Annotated in this window: 7 protein-coding genes; 4 read left to right on the top strand and 3 right to left on the bottom strand. The window is 46.1% G+C overall.

Annotated features, from left to right (window positions below; translation table 11 throughout):
- Positions 1–68: 68 nt before the first annotated feature.
- The 4 genes from mukF to fdhF all read left to right on the top strand — a co-directional run bounded on the left by mukF (position 69) and on the right by fdhF (position 11,207).
- Positions 69–1,406, top strand: coding sequence for a chromosome partition protein MukF (gene mukF, locus A6D97_RS20170; RefSeq protein ID WP_017055049.1), 1,338 nt, complete (start codon positions 69–71; stop codon positions 1,404–1,406).
- Positions 1,387–2,193 carry a chromosome partition protein MukE gene (gene mukE / locus A6D97_RS20175; RefSeq protein ID WP_017067527.1) on the top strand — a complete coding sequence of 269 codons (807 nt, stop codon included), beginning with the start codon at positions 1,387–1,389 and terminating at the stop codon, positions 2,191–2,193. Before mukF ends, mukE begins: the two co-directional genes overlap by 20 nt.
- On the top strand, positions 2,190–6,650 hold the full coding sequence (mukB, locus tag A6D97_RS20180; RefSeq protein WP_065585126.1) for a chromosome partition protein MukB: 4,461 nt from the start codon (positions 2,190–2,192) through the stop codon (positions 6,648–6,650). The genes mukE and mukB overlap by 4 nt, the downstream gene beginning before the upstream one ends.
- A 333-nt stretch (positions 6,651–6,983) precedes the next feature.
- Positions 6,984–11,207 carry a formate dehydrogenase subunit alpha gene (gene fdhF, locus A6D97_RS20185; protein ID WP_065585127.1) on the top strand — a complete coding sequence of 1,408 codons (4,224 nt, stop codon included), beginning with the start codon at positions 6,984–6,986 and terminating at the stop codon, positions 11,205–11,207.
- A gap of 130 nt (positions 11,208–11,337) precedes the next feature.
- Here the strand turns inward: fdhF and A6D97_RS20190 are convergent, their stop codons facing one another.
- Genes A6D97_RS20190 through A6D97_RS20200 form a run of 3 tightly spaced genes read right to left on the bottom strand, consistent with a single transcriptional unit; the run spans position 11,338 to position 14,585 of the window.
- Positions 11,338–12,318, bottom strand: coding sequence for an alpha-L-glutamate ligase-like protein (locus A6D97_RS20190; RefSeq protein WP_029235672.1), 981 nt, complete (start codon positions 12,316–12,318; stop codon positions 11,338–11,340).
- A gap of 3 nt (positions 12,319–12,321) precedes the next feature.
- Positions 12,322–13,827, bottom strand: a complete 1,506-nt coding sequence (locus A6D97_RS20195) for an inactive transglutaminase family protein (RefSeq protein ID WP_065585128.1) — start codon at positions 13,825–13,827, stop codon at positions 12,322–12,324.
- 17 nt (positions 13,828–13,844) lie between these two features.
- The gene (locus tag A6D97_RS20200) at positions 13,845–14,585 is read right to left on the bottom strand and encodes an ATP-dependent zinc protease (protein ID WP_065585129.1); all 741 of its coding nucleotides are present in this window, start codon (positions 14,583–14,585) and stop codon (positions 13,845–13,847) included.
- Positions 14,586–14,851 lie beyond the last annotated feature (266 nt).

Consider the following 14,851-nt stretch of genomic DNA (forward strand, 5'->3'; position numbering starts at 1 on the left):
GCGTCATAAAGAAATAGGCGTCATATCTAATACATTCGATATGACGAAGAACAGTAACAGGAACCACAATGAGTGAAATGACTCAAACTGCCGAAGAGCAGCCAATTGATGAGTTGGTGGGCTGGGTCAAGCAGCATGATTTTTCATTAAACTTGCCACCAGAGCGCTTAGCATTTTTGATTGCTATCGCAGTACTAAGCAATGAAAGGTTCGATGAAGAGTTGGGCGAGGGTGAACTGCACGATGCATTTACCATCGTCACTCGACTGTTTGAAGATACTGGCGAAGCGTCCGCGTTTCGTGCCAACAATGCCATCAACGAGTTAGTTAAACAGAAGTTGATTAGCCGCTTTACCAGCGAAATCACCGATGGTGCGAGTATTTATCGCTTATCACCATTGGCGATTGGTATTTCAGATTATTACTTACGCCACCGTCAGTTCTCTAAGTTAAAACTGTCTATCCAGCTTTCTATGGTTGCGGACGAGATGGCAAAAGCCATTGAAGCAGCACAAAAAGGCGGAACTCCAGGACATTGGAGAAAGAATGTTTACGGCGTGCTCAAGTATTCTGTTGGTGAAATTTTCGATCAGATTGATCTTAACCAACGTGTTATGGATGAGCAGCAGCAAACCGTTAAACAGCAAATTGCCGACCTTTTAAACAAGGATTGGCGAGAGGCGATTAACAACTGTGAAACCTTGCTTTCAGAAACCTCGTCCACACTAAAAGAATTGCAAGACACCTTGCAAGCGGCGGGGGATGAACTGCAAACACAGATCCTCGATATTCAAGAAATTGTTTACGGTGACGATGAACTCGAGTTCGTTGGCGAAACCCTGTTCGGCTTGCAGATGAAGCTAGACCGAATCACCAGTTGGGGCCAACAAGCCATCGATTTATGGATCGGCTACGACCGCCATGTTCACAAGTTCATCCGTACCGCGATTGATATGGATAAAAACCGCGCCTTTAGCCAGCGCTTGCGTCAGTCAGTCACTGACTACTTTGATGCGCCTTGGTTATTGACCTACGCCGATGCTGAGAAGCTGACGGATCTTCGTGATGAAGCGCTCGTGCTTCGTGATGACGAAGTGATGGGACAAGCACCAATCGACGTAGAGTACGAAGAATTTGAGCAAGTAAATGACCTGCTTTCAGATCGAATTGCAGAGATGTTAAAAGCTCACAAACAGCAAGGCGCGCCAATTGATCTTGGCCTTGTGTTACGCGATTACCTCGCTGCACACCCTCGCACACACCATTTTGATTTAGCCAGAATTGTTGTCGACCAAGCCGTGCGCTTAGGTTACTCAGAGTCTGACTATCAGGCTATTCAGCCAGATTGGCAGGCAATTAACGATTTCGGTGCAAAGGTACAAGCAAATGTCATTAACAAGTACTGATGATTACATGCCAGAGAAACTGGTAAAAGCGATAGCGAACCCACTGTTCCCTGCGCTAGATAGCATGCTGCGTTCAGGTAAGCATGTTTCAACAGAAGACCTAGATAACCACGCGTTGCTGTCTGATTTTGAAGTTGAGCTTCAGCATTTCTATCAACGCTACAATACGGAATTGGTAAAAGCGCCGGAAGGTTTCTATTACCTGCGTCCGCGTTCTACGTCTCTGATTGGTCGTAGTGTGTTGTCTGAGCTCGACATGTTGGTTGGAAAGGTGTTGTGTTTCTTATACCTAAGCCCAGAACGTCTTGCTCATGAAGGTATCTTCACCAACCAAGAACTGTTTGATGAGTTGATGTCGTTAGCGGATGAGAAAAAACTCATGAAGCTAGCAACCAACCGTGCGTCTGGTTCTGACCTAGATAAAGAAAAGCTGTTCGAAAAAGTACGTACTTCTCTACGTCGCTTACGCCGTATCGGTATGTTGATTGCGATTGGTGAAACCGGCAAGTTCCGTATCAGCGAAGCGGTATTCCGTTTTGGCGCTGACGTTCGTGTTGGCGATGATATGAAAGAAGCGCAGTTACGTCTTATCCGTGATGGTGAAGCTGTGGTGCATACCCAAGAGCCTAACCAAGGTAGCTTGTTGAATGAAGAACAAGCGGAAGCCACATCAGAAGTAGATGCAGACGTAGACGAAAACGGTCAACAAGACATTTTTAACGATCAAGCTGACTTTGACCTTGAGTCAAATGCTGGCGAACAAACAAAAGTAGAAGGTGAAGCATGATTGAAAGAGGTAAGTATCAATCATTAACCATGGTCAACTGGAACGGCTTCTTTGCGCGTACTTTTGATATTGATGGATTGGTTACAACGCTTTCTGGCGGTAACGGTGCGGGTAAGTCGACCACAATGGCGGCATTCATCACAGCACTGATCCCTGACCAAAGCCTTCTGCATTTCCGTAACACAACGGAAGCGGGTAGCTCACAGTCATCTCGTGATAAAGGCCTTTACGGTAAGCTTCAGCCAGGCGCATGTTATGCCGCACTAGATGTTGTGAACTCTCGTAATCAGCGTCTATTGTTTGCAGTAAAACTGCAGCAAGTCGCGGGTCGTGATAAGAAAGTCGACATTAAACCGTTCGTTATCCAAGGCCTTCCAAGCCATGTGAAACCAACGGATGTGTTGATTCAGAACATTTCAGACAGCCACGCTCGCGTATGTCAGTTGAACGACGTGAAAGCGGCGGTTGCACAATACGAAGGCACGCATTTTAAGGCCTTCTCTTCGATTGTTGATTACCACTCGCAAATGTTTGAATACGGTGTGGTACCGAAGAAACTGCGTAACAGCAGCGACCGTTCTAAGTTCTACCGCTTAATTGAAGCATCACTTTACGGTGGTATCTCAAGTGCAATTACGCGCTCTCTGCGTGATTACCTTCTACCGCAAAACGGTGGTGTGAAGAAAGCATTCCAAGACATGGAATCAGCACTACGTGAAAACCGCATGACGCTAGAAGCGATCAAGACGACTCAGTCGGATCGTGACCTGTTCAAGCACTTGATCACTGAATCTACGAACTACGTGGCTGCGGACTACATGCGCCATGCAAACGATCGTCGTAACAAGTTAGATCAAACCATGAAGTTCCGTGGTGAACTGTTCGGTTCTCGTGAAACCTTGCTTGATCAAAACAATTTGTTGAATCGCGTTCAAGAAGAACTAGAACTACTTGTCGATCAAGAATCGGCACTAGAGCAAGATTACCAAGCGGCATCGGATCATCTTCAGTTGGTTCAAACTGCACTTCGTCAGCAAGAAAAAATTGCTCGCTACAGCGAAGATCTAGAAGAGCTGAATGAGCGTCTAGAAGAGCAGATTATGGTGGTTGAAGAAGCTCAAGAACGAGTACTTCTTGCTGAAGAGCAGGCAACCATCACTGAAGAAGAAGTGGATAGCCTGAAAACTCAGCTTGCTGATTACCAACAAGCATTGGATGTTCAGCAGACTCGTGCACTTCAATACCAGCAAGCGGTTCAAGCATTAGAGAAAACTAAGCAGCTACTTGGTGATGAGTCTATTACGGCAGAAAGCGCACTAACTCTGGTTTCTGAGCTAAAAGCACAAGAAGAATCAAGCACTCAAACGCTGCTGTCGACGAAGCATAAACTAGACATGTCTTCTGCTGCTTCTGCGCAGTTCGACAAAGCGCTCGCTCTTGTTAAAAGTATTGTGGGTGACGTTGAGCGTAAAGAAGCGTCTCAAAGCGCTAAGCAAGCTTTAGAAAAAGGCCGTAACGCAAAACACGTTGTTGAAAATGAACAGCAGTGGCGTGCTCAGCACCGCGATATGGCTCGTGATGTGGCTCAGCAGCGTCAAGCAAAAGAGCTAGCGACTGAATACCAAAAGCAACACAACATCTCACTGACTGACGAAGCGGTTTTCGATGAAGAACGTGAACGTCATGCTATGCAGATCGAGTCTCTTGAGTACGCTCAAGAAGAGCTGCGTGAAGCGAAGAGTGAGCAACGTCGTGTACAACAAAACCACGATCAAGAGATTCAAAAACTTGAGTCTATTGCTCCAGCATGGATCACGGCAAACGATGCGCTTGAAGCATTAAGAGATCAAACCGACGCTGAGCTAGAAGATAGCCAAGCGGTGATGACTCAAATGCAACAAGTGCTTGAAGATGAGAAATCTCAAGCGGTAGCAAAAGATCAGTTGGCTACGCGCCGAGCTGAACTTGAGCACGAAATTGAGCGTTTAGCGTCTCCAGGTGGTTCTAACGATCCTCGCCTCAAAGGCCTAGCGGATACGCTTGGTGGCGTGCTGCTTTCTGAGATCTACGATGATATCACTATTGGTGATGCGCCGTACTTCAGTGCGATGTACGGCCCGGCTCGTCACGCAATTGTGGTTTCTGATCTTGATGGTATTAAAGAGAAGCTGGTGGATCTTGATGATTGTCCAGAAGACCTTTACATCCTAGAAGGCGATGTCGACGCGTTTGATGACAGTTCATTCAATGCCGATGAGCTTGAAGGCGCAGTGTGTGTTCAGCTGAACGATCGCCAAATGCGTTACTCTCGTTTCCCTGAGATCCCACTGTTTGGCCGTGCGGCTCGTGAACAACGTCTAGAGAAATTGCGCGAAGAGCGTGACGTTGTGGTTGAAAACCACGCGAAGGCAGCGTTTGACTCTCAAAAACTGAATCGCCTATACCAAGCATTCAACAGCTTTGTTGCGAAGCACCTGCACGTTGCGTTTAACGCAGACCCAGAGCAAGCACTTGCTGCGATTCGTGATAAGCGTAATCAAATTGTTCGTTCTCTGGCTGAGCTTAACTCTAAAGAGCAGCAGCAACGCAGTCAGCTTCTACAAAGCAAGCAGGCACTTGGTGCGCTAGATAAATTAGCACCAATGGTTCGTATTTTAGAAGACGAAACATTGGCTGAGCGTTTAGCTGAATTAGAAGCGCAACTAGAGCGTTTAAGTGAAGCGAAATCTTACTTGAATACGCACGGCAAGGCGCTTACTTCTCTAGAACAGTTCGTATCTGCACTAGACGCTGACCCAGAGCAATTCGAAGCTTTGGAAGCAGAGTACCGTCAAGCAGACAACGCGCTACAAACGCTAAAAGGCAAAGTGTTCGCACTGTCTGATCTGATTGAGCGTCGTCATTACTTTGCTTACGCGGATTCTGTTGATTTGCTTAATAAGAGCAGTGAACTGAGCGAGCAACTGAAAGCGAAGTTGGTTCAAGCTGAACAAGCAAGAACCAAAGGCCGCGATGGCTTGAAGCAAGCTCGCGAACAGATGAACCAATACAACCAAGTATTGGCGGCACTGAAGAGCTCACATCAAGCGAAGCAAGAAACGGTTCAAGAGTTCAAACAAGAGCTACAAGAGTTCGGCGTAAACGCTGACGAAGGCGCTGAAGAGCGTGCTGTACGTCGTCGTGACGAGCTTCAAGAGCGTCTGCACACATCTCGCAGCCGTAAGAGTGAATACGAGCGTACGATTACGTCAACTGAACTTGAGATGAAAGCACTGGCTAAGCGTCTTAAGAAAGTTCAAAAAGAGTACACCGAGCTTCGTACTTTCGTTGTTGCAGCGAAAGCGGGTTGGTGTTCAGTACTTCGTTTAGCGCGTGAGAATGATGTTGAACGTCGTCTGCATAAACGTGAACTGGCTTATCTAACGGCAGGCGAGCTTCGCTCTATGTCGGATAAATCACTGGGTGCGCTACGTCTGGCGGTAGCCGACAATGACGACCTGCGTGATTCGCTGCGTTTATCTGAAGACAACGCGCATCCAGAGCGTAAAGTTCTGTTCTACATTGCGGTTTACCAACACCTTCGTGAGCGTATTCGCCAAGATATTATTCACACGGATGATCCGGTTGAAGCAATCGAAGAGATGGAAGTGGAGCTAGCTCGACTAACAGAAGAGTTGACGCAGCGTGAAAATCGCCTGGCAATCAGCTCTGAGTCCGTAGCAAGCATCATCAAGAAAACGATTCAGCGCGAGCAGAACCGTATTCGTATGCTCAACCAAGGTCTGTCGAACATTTACTTTGGTCAGGTTAAGGGCGTTCGTTTGAACGTTAAGATCCGTGAAAGCCACGAGATCTTGCTATCAGGTCTAGCGACTCAACAAGAGCAGCATAAAGACTTGTTTGAATCAACGCGCTTTACCTTCTCAGAAGCGATGGCGAAGTTGTTCCAACGAGTGAACCCGCATATCGATATGGGTCAACGTTCTCCACAGGTTCTTGGTGAAGAGCTACTGGATTACCGTAACTACCTAGAGCTGAGTGTTGAAGTTAACCGTGGTTCAGATGGTTGGTTACAAGCTGAATCGGGCGCATTGTCTACGGGTGAGGCGATCGGTACGGGTCAGTCAATCCTATTGATGGTTATTCAGAGCTGGGAAGAGGAATCTCGTCGACTTCGCAGTAAAGACATCGTTCCATGTCGTTTGTTGTTCCTTGATGAAGCAGCACGTTTGGATTCTAAGTCGATCTCTACGCTGTTTGAACTGTGTGACCGTTTGGGTATGCAACTTCTGATTGCAGCACCTGAAAACATTAGCCCAGAGAAAGGTACAACCTACAAACTGGTTCGTAAGGTCTTCAAAGACCACGAGCACGTACATGTTGTTGGCCTGCGCGGTTTTGCTCAAAACAAACCGGCATCCCCAGTTCAAGAGCTTATTGAAGAAGCTGAGCAATAACCTTGATAGCCGAGCAATAAGCTTGATAACTGAGTTATAAGCTCGAAAGCGACTCAATGATATTTGTACAAAGCCCCTAATCAATAGGGGCTTTTTTGTATCTTGAATCTAATTTCCTCAACTGAACTCCTCTCGCCTAATTCTTTTATCGATACTGATAAGACCACTCATACCTTGTGGTTATTATCAATGGAACTTGTTTGAGGTCACACGCACAAAACCACAAATAATGTATGGTAATGACATAGATTTAATAATATTAATAATATTGTATTACTTAAATTTTAATTGTTGATAACTCGCGTGTGCGAAAGGTAAAGGTAGGACTTAGGTATGATTCAAATCGTTATTGATGGGAAATATCGAATCGTCGAGCAAGGACAAACCGTTCTTGAAGCGGCAAAAACATGTGGTTTGGAAATCCCATCTTTATGTGGTTTGAATAAAACAGCGGATAAAGTGCCGTGTGATTTGTGTGTTGTGGAAGTTGATGGCGTTGGTGTTACTCGCTCTTGTGAGCTTGAAGTGTCTAATGGGCTGAATATTACCACTCAGTCAAAACAGTTAACGAATCATCGACAAGAAGCGTTGAATCGCATCATGACCGATCACTACGCTGACTGTGAGGCGCCATGCCAAACAGCCTGTCCTGCTGGGGTCGACATCCAATCTTACCTGCACCATATTGCTCAAAATGATCACATTAAAGCGATTGAAGTGATCAAAAAGACATTGCCAATGCCGCTTTCAATTGGTCGTGTGTGTCCTGCTTTCTGTGAAACCGAATGTCGTCGTAACTTGGTCGATGAATCCATTGCGATTCGCCAACTCAAACGACACGCTGCCGATGCGGATCTAGCGGCTCAAGAGAGCTACATGCCAGCGAAGAAACCAAATAAAGGCAAGAGCATTGCTATTGTTGGTAGTGGCCCCGGTGGGCTTACGGCGGGTTATTACCTATCTAACGAAGGCTATGAAGTCAGTGTCTATGAGTCGATGCCCAAAGCGGGTGGTTGGCTGCGTTACGGTATCCCTGAATATCGCTTACCTAAGTCGATTCTAGATAAAGAAATCGAGTTGATGTGTCGCAACGGAATGGTGGTTGAGTGCGGTAAAAAACTCGGTGTTGATTTTACACTGTCTGATTTAAGTAACGATTTTGATGCGGTTTGTTTAGCCGTTGGCGCATCACAAGCGGTTGAAATGAATTACCCGGGTAGTGAACTCGGCGGTTGTTATTTGGGTGTCGATTATCTGAAAGATTACGTGACCGATCAGCAGTATGTCACAGGTAAAAAGGTCGCAGTAATTGGTGGCGGTAATACCGCGATTGACTGCGCTCGAACAGCGGTGCGTGATGGCGCGGATACTACGCTGATTTATCGTCGTACTCGAGATGAGATGCCTGCAGAAGATTACGAAATCGAAGAAGCTGAGCATGAAGGTGTGAAGTTCCATTTCTTAACCAACCCGGCAGCAAACATAGCCGATGAAAATGGTCATGTATCAGAAATACGATTAGAGCGTATGGCTTTGGGTCCGGCTGATGCTTCAGGTCGTCGCAGCCCTAAACCAACGGGCGAGTTCTTTGTTGAAGCGTTTGATACGGTTATTGCTGCCGTGTCACAAAAGCCTGATCTGAGTTTTATGGACAATGAAGCAATTGATATTCCTCTTACTCGTTGGAATACCGCAGATGCTGATCCACAAACCATGCATACCGGAACCGGAAATATTTTCAGTATTGGTGATTTCCGACGCGGCCCTGCAACTGCAGTCGAAGCGGTTGGGGATGGGCGTATTGCTGCACAAGCGATCGATCGCTTCTTCCATGGTGATATGGAAAATATTCCGGCTAAACCGTTTAACTCAAGAAAGCACAAACAGCTCAAAGCGGTGGATCCTGAGCAATACAAATCTATACAACGCATGGCGCGCAAGATCATGCCTGAGCTAACGCCCGAACAGCGTGAACAAAGCTTCGATGAAGTAGAAACAGGGTTTGATAATGCCGATGCAATCGCTGAAGCTGCAAGATGTTTAGAGTGTGGCTGCCAAGCTAATACAGATTGCGACCTACGAGACTACTCGACTGAATACAAAGCAACGCAAACCCATCCTGAATACAAAATCGATGTGGCTTCGAATGAGAGTTGGCAGGCGATTCGTGCTGAAGAAGCGAAGGTCGGGTTAACAAGACAAAAATTTTCGGTCGATGACAGTTCTGAGTTCATTATCTTTGACGCTAACCGCTGTATTAGTTGTGGCCAGTGTATCCAAGCGTGTCGAGAACAGAATGTTCATGGCGTTCTAAGCTTCATGAACCAATCGGATGGCAAACCTGCATCAAGACCAGAATGTCGTCCTAACTTTGGGGCGGACAAGACCTTAATGGGCGACTCAAACTGCGTTCAATGCGGATCGTGTATTCAGGCGTGTCCAACCGGTGCAATGGTCGATGCTCGCGACAGAAAGCAGGGAGACACAGACGTACTCAAGAAAGTCGATACCATCTGCACTTATTGCGGTGTGGGTTGTAAGTTAACCATGCATATCGATGAGCAGAAAAACAAAATTCGCTATATCGAAGGCGGAGACTCTCCGGTTAATGAAGGCATGTTGTGTGTTAAGGGACGATTTGGCTTCGATTTTGTGGGCAGCGATGCGCGTTTAACCACACCATTAATTCGTAAAGATGGCTGGTTGCAACCTGCAAGTTGGGATGAGGCAGTTAAGCTTATTGCCGAGAAGTTTACTGCGATTAAGCAAGGCTTTGGCAGTAACGCTTTAGCGGGGTTCTCGTCGGCGAAAACCACCAATGAAGATAACTATGCCTTCCAAAAATTCATACGTCGTGAACTCGGTACCAATAACGTCGATCACTGTGCGCGCCTTTGTCACGCATCTACTGTTACTGGTTTAGAGGCTTCGCTAGGTAGCGGGGCGATGACCAATGATATTCCAAGCATCAAGCACTCAGATGTGATCTTTATTATTGGCTCCGACACCACGTCAGCACACCCAATTATTGGCTCGCATATCAAGCAAGCTGTGAGACATGGTGGAGCGAGATTGATCGTTGCCGATCCAAAACGAATCGATATTGCTGACCATGCTGAACTTTATTTAGCGCACCGACCGGGTACTGATGTAATGTTGATCAATGGTGTGATGCAGCAAATCATCAAACACGGTTGGTACGACCAAGAGTATATCGAAGACCGTGTGGATGGCTTTGATACCTTGCTTCAAGAGGTAATGTCACCAAGTTATTCACTAGACAAAGTGGAGCTGGTAACTGGCGTTAAAGCGGAAGACATCTTCGCAATGGCGCGATTGATTGGTACTGCAGAGCGTACAGCGGTGTACTACTCGATGGGCATTACGCAACATACCACTGGTCACGATAACGTTCGATCAATCGCTAACCTACAGCTCTTGTGTGGCAATATCGGAATTGAAGGCGGCGGTATCAACCCATTACGTGGTCAATCCAATGTTCAGGGTGCGTGTGACATGGGCGCATTGCCAAATAACCTTCCGGGTTATCAGAAAGTGTACAACCCAATGGTTCGTCAAAAATTCGCGATGGAGTGGGGTGTTTCTGACCTACCGGCTGAAACAGGCTTAACGTTGACCGAAATTATTGATGGAGCGTGTCATCGAGATGTTCGTGGTCTGTACGTAATGGGCGAGAACCCAGTGCTGAGTGACCCGAACCAAGCGCATGTGATTGAAGGTCTTGAAGCGTTAGATTTCCTCGTGGTTCAAGATATTTTCTTAACCGAAACCGCTCAATATGCCGATGTGGTGCTACCGTCTTGCTCGTTTGCTGAGAAGTCTGGTCATTTTACTAATACCGAGCGTCGTGTTCAGCGTATTAACCCGGCGGTATTGCCTCCAGGTGAAGCGAAAGAAGATTGGGTGATTATCCAAATGTTGGCTAATGCGATGGGCGGCAATTGGGAATATGACTCGGTTGCTGATATCACCAATGAGATAGCGCGTGTCACGCCACAGTATGGTGGTTTACGTTGGGAGAACATTACGGTGAACGGCGTGCAATGGCCAAGTAATAAGAACAACCCTGATGGCACACGTATCATGCACCAGACCCAATTTACGCGTGGGCGTGGTCAAATGGAGGCGATTCCGTTTAGATACGCTGCTGAGCTACCGGATGCGGAATACCCGTTAGTATTAACGACAGGCCGTATTCTAGAACAGTTCCACACCGGAACCATGACACGTAAAACAAAAGGGTTGGATAACTTAGCAGGGCCGCGTGCCATGGTGAGTGTTCATGATGCTGAAGCGCTAGGTATCTCGAATGGTCAGATGCTTAAGGTCTCAACACGTCGTGGTGAAATCGAAATCGCGGCCTTTGTGACTAAACGAATGCAAAAGGGTGTGGTATTTATTCCATTCCATTTTGTTGAATCACCAGTTAACCGTTTGACTACCACAGCGACTGATCCACACGCGAAGATCCCTGAATTTAAGGTGGCGGCTGTGCGTATTGATCCTATTCGTGAGCCTGAGAGTGAAGTAACATAGGCTTAATCATATTAGCTCGGTGAAGACGGCTGGCATTAAAAAGCCGCGTAACTCTCAGAGTTATGCGGCCTTTTTATCGAGCTAGATTCAGTATCAATAACTGAGTCGTTTCGCTTTAATTTAGATGAGCTTAGTTTTGAACAATTTCGCTACCGTGAACACCAAATTGCTTAGCAGCGTAGGCAACGCGCTCTGCTGGTTTTGGGTATTCAGCCGGTGTGCCCAGGTTTTCAATATGATGCAAGCGAGGTAATAAACCTGCGCCGTTTGCAATCTGTATTGCTAATCCAGGGCGAGCGTTTAGCTCCAGTACCATCGGGCCTTCTTCTTGGTCTAAAACCATGTCCGTACCCATGTAACCAAGGCCTGTCATTTCCCAAGCACTTGATGCAAGTGTCAGCAGCTTTTCCCAATGGGGTACTTGTAGTAGCGCCAACTCTTTACCCGTATCTGGGTGGTGAGTCACTGGGTGGTCAAATTGAACCGCACGAACGGCTTTACCCGTAGCGATACAAATACCTACGCCCACAGCACCTTGGTGCAAGTTAGCTTTACCATCAGAAGCCGAAGTCGATAGACGCATCATCGCCATTACAGGGTAGCCCTTGAATACAATGATTCGTACATCTGGTACACCCTCGTAACTGAAGCCGTCAAAACACTCGTCAAACTTGATGAGGTTTTCAACTACAGCAACATCGTTCTTACCACCGAGTGAGAAAAGACCCGCGAGAGCGTTACTGATGTGGCGCTCTACGTCTTCTTCATTGATAGTCGAACCCGATGGCTTGGTGTAAACGCCGTCCTTGTGAGAAGTCACAACAAGGATACCTTTACCACCACTGCCTTGAGCTGGCTTGATTACGAAACCCGGCCACTCTTTTACCATCTTGTGGATTGTTTTTACTTCAGCTTGATGACCAATCACGCCAATCAGTTTTGGTACAGTAGCACCAGCCTGTTCAGCAATGATCTTCGTCTTAAGCTTGTCATCAACGAGTGGATACTTGGAACGATCATTGTAGCGACCAATATAACTATGGTTACGCTTGTTCATTCCCATTATGCCTTTGTCTTTCAACCTAAACGGTGAAGTAAACTGATCAAACATAACTTAGTCCTCCGCTAGCGGTTTAAAGCGACGAAGCTCGGTTAGACGGTATCCTGTGTAGTTACCTAGTAGCAAGATGGTCGCTAGAATAACAAGTTGTAAACCAATAAAGTTAAACGTTAAGTGCTGAATGAACGGGTTAGTCATGCCTAAGTAAACAAGAACCGCAGTGAATAGAGAACCACCACCTTGCAGCATTACTTCTTTCGCGCCTTCTTCTTCCCATAGGATAGACATACGTTCGATAGTCCAAGATAGGATAATCATAGGGAAGAACGTAATAGATAGACCTTCAGTCAGACCCACTTTAAACGCGACTACAGTAAACACAGAGATAATCATGATTACCGTGATGATTACGGCGGATATCCTGGCTACCAAGAGCAAGTTGAGTTTGGACAAGTAACTTCGAATAATCAGACCCGTACCTACAATAAGCAGGAAGCCAACAATACCCGTTACCAGTTGTGTTTGTACAAAGGCTACCGCAATCAGTACTGGCATGAAGGTACCAGACGTTTTCAGGCCGATGATGACACGTAGGAACACAACAATCAGAGCACCGATAGGAATCAGCATGATGGTTTTAAACATCGCTTGCTCTTCTAACGGTAGGCTGTGAATTGAAAGGTTTAACAGTTGATCAGCAGAGACTTTACTATTGGTTGCTTCCGTTGGTGAAACCTCTTGAGCAATCATAGAGAAGTGAACTTTACTGTTCTGACCGCCAACAACATCCAGTAGAGAAACGTTTGATTCGTCCCAGATGAGTAGGTTTGGTTGGACTTGTTGTTCGCTTGATTCAGGAGAGAATAGGATCCACTCATCGTTATCCCAAATCTGAATCATGTTCTGAATTGATTGACGACGACGGCCATCTTCTAGCTCGATAACACCAACCACTTTGTTGTGTATTTTCGCTGCTGAAAGTAGCTTGTGTGTCGCTTCCACTTTGGTCATGTTGTTCAGAATCAGCGCAGAGTTTTGACTGTCTGGATCATTAAGTGTTTTGATGAGCTCACGAGTGAACGTTAGATTGTCTGCAGAACGCTTTGTTGCTCTGTCAATAAGAGCTAGAGACGCCGCTTCTTCCGGGCCGTCGAAGCTTGGTTGAACCACTTCACCTTCTGGTGGTGTGTCGTTCACTTTAGCTTGGTTGTCGACTAGGAATTGTGTCTTGTAGTAGATGGTTTGAGGGCCATCTGCGTAACGAATAGACCACTCTGCACGACGACCTGACTCAGTATTTAAGTAAGAAATACCGTAACCTGGTGATGAAGCCGATTCGCCGATAAGTGTGTAGTTAGACTGAGTATGAGGAGCCGCTAAGGAAACTTTTGCTTCTTTGCCTACTGCGTTGAACTCAATACGAGCTTCAACGTCCCAAACCTGCCTGGTTTCCCCTGGAGTCCAAGGTACACCGTAGGTCGTATGTCTGAACATACTCAGTGTTATGCCTGCCACGATAAGCAGGAATATAGAGATATAAAATGGAATTCTTGACGTCATAGCTTACCCTACTATTGTTATTTAACTTCCGTTTGTACGTACTTTTTACTTACATCTACTAGCGCTATGTCTTTGATAAATTCGCGCCCTAGTAATACAGGGTGACTCATTTGAGAGCGATCCGCCAATGTAAATTGCGCTTTTTCATGGATTTTTCCAACTTTAACCCATAATTCAATCACAGCTCGACGTTCTGTCTGATCATTCGTTGATTGGCGGATTTTCACATAACGTACAACAGGCGCTTCAATCCATTTTTGGTCTTCTGCCGCTTGTCCTTGGTCTTCTAGGTGGAACTTAACCCAGTTCTTACCATTTCGTTCGAATTCTTTAATATCGACGGCATTCAAAGAAGAGGTTGTTGCGCCGGTATCCACTCGCGCATCAAAGCTTTGTTTGATTGAGTCGATAGACACTTTTTCGATTCCGCCAAGGATAGTCGGTTGTGAGGTAGGAGCGATAGGAGCCGCTGCAACTGCCACGGGTTCTTCTTCCTCTAGCTCTTCAATGACTTTGTGTTCCATGCTTGTTAGATGAACATCTAACTGATTTGAAAGGGTGATGATTTCGTCTTCTAAGCTTTCAATGTAATCACTTTGATTACTGACTTGTAGTTCAAGATTTTGAACCTTATTTGCGATGTTTGTCTCTGAGCGGGCAATAGCATCGAGAGTTTCTTGGTGGTAGGCAGCACCGTTAGTAAGGGTACAACCAGAGAGCAAACCAACCGCCACAATAGGCGATAATCGCTTAAACATAAAAAAACCTTTGGAAATTAGAGAATAGTTCAGACTATTTAGAAGTTTAGCCCACAAAAAAGGATGCGTGAAGCATCCTATTGTAAGAGTCTGGTCATATTGAATCGCAATGTGAGCGCTACGCCAATTATTGTAATTTTAAATAGCTCACTTATTAAGCATAAGTCAATTTTTGTTCAATTTGCGCGCATTTTTGTGAAAGCTCACAGCGAAGCAAAAGGTGGCGCTGTAGCCACCAAAAAGCCATTACTCTGTTATCGGCTAAA

This window comes from Vibrio sp. ZF57 (assembly GCF_001691235.1).
Taxonomy (GTDB): domain Bacteria; phylum Pseudomonadota; class Gammaproteobacteria; order Enterobacterales; family Vibrionaceae; genus Vibrio; species Vibrio crassostreae_C.

What these genes read in the sequence shown, in the direction of transcription:
- mukF (WP_017055049.1), top strand. Translation starts at nt 69, where the DNA reads ATGAGTGAAATGACTCAAACTGCCGAAGAGCAGCCAATTGATGAGTTG.
- mukE (WP_017067527.1), top strand. Translation starts at nt 1,387, where the DNA reads ATGTCATTAACAAGTACTGATGATTACATGCCAGAGAAACTGGTAAAA.
- mukB (WP_065585126.1), top strand. Translation starts at nt 2,190, where the DNA reads ATGATTGAAAGAGGTAAGTATCAATCATTAACCATGGTCAACTGGAAC.
- fdhF (WP_065585127.1), top strand. Translation starts at nt 6,984, where the DNA reads ATGATTCAAATCGTTATTGATGGGAAATATCGAATCGTCGAGCAAGGA.
- A6D97_RS20190 (WP_029235672.1), bottom strand. Translation starts at nt 12,318, where the DNA reads ATGTTTGATCAGTTTACTTCACCGTTTAGGTTGAAAGACAAAGGCATA.
- A6D97_RS20195 (WP_065585128.1), bottom strand. Translation starts at nt 13,827, where the DNA reads ATGACGTCAAGAATTCCATTTTATATCTCTATATTCCTGCTTATCGTG.
- A6D97_RS20200 (WP_065585129.1), bottom strand. Translation starts at nt 14,585, where the DNA reads ATGTTTAAGCGATTATCGCCTATTGTGGCGGTTGGTTTGCTCTCTGGT.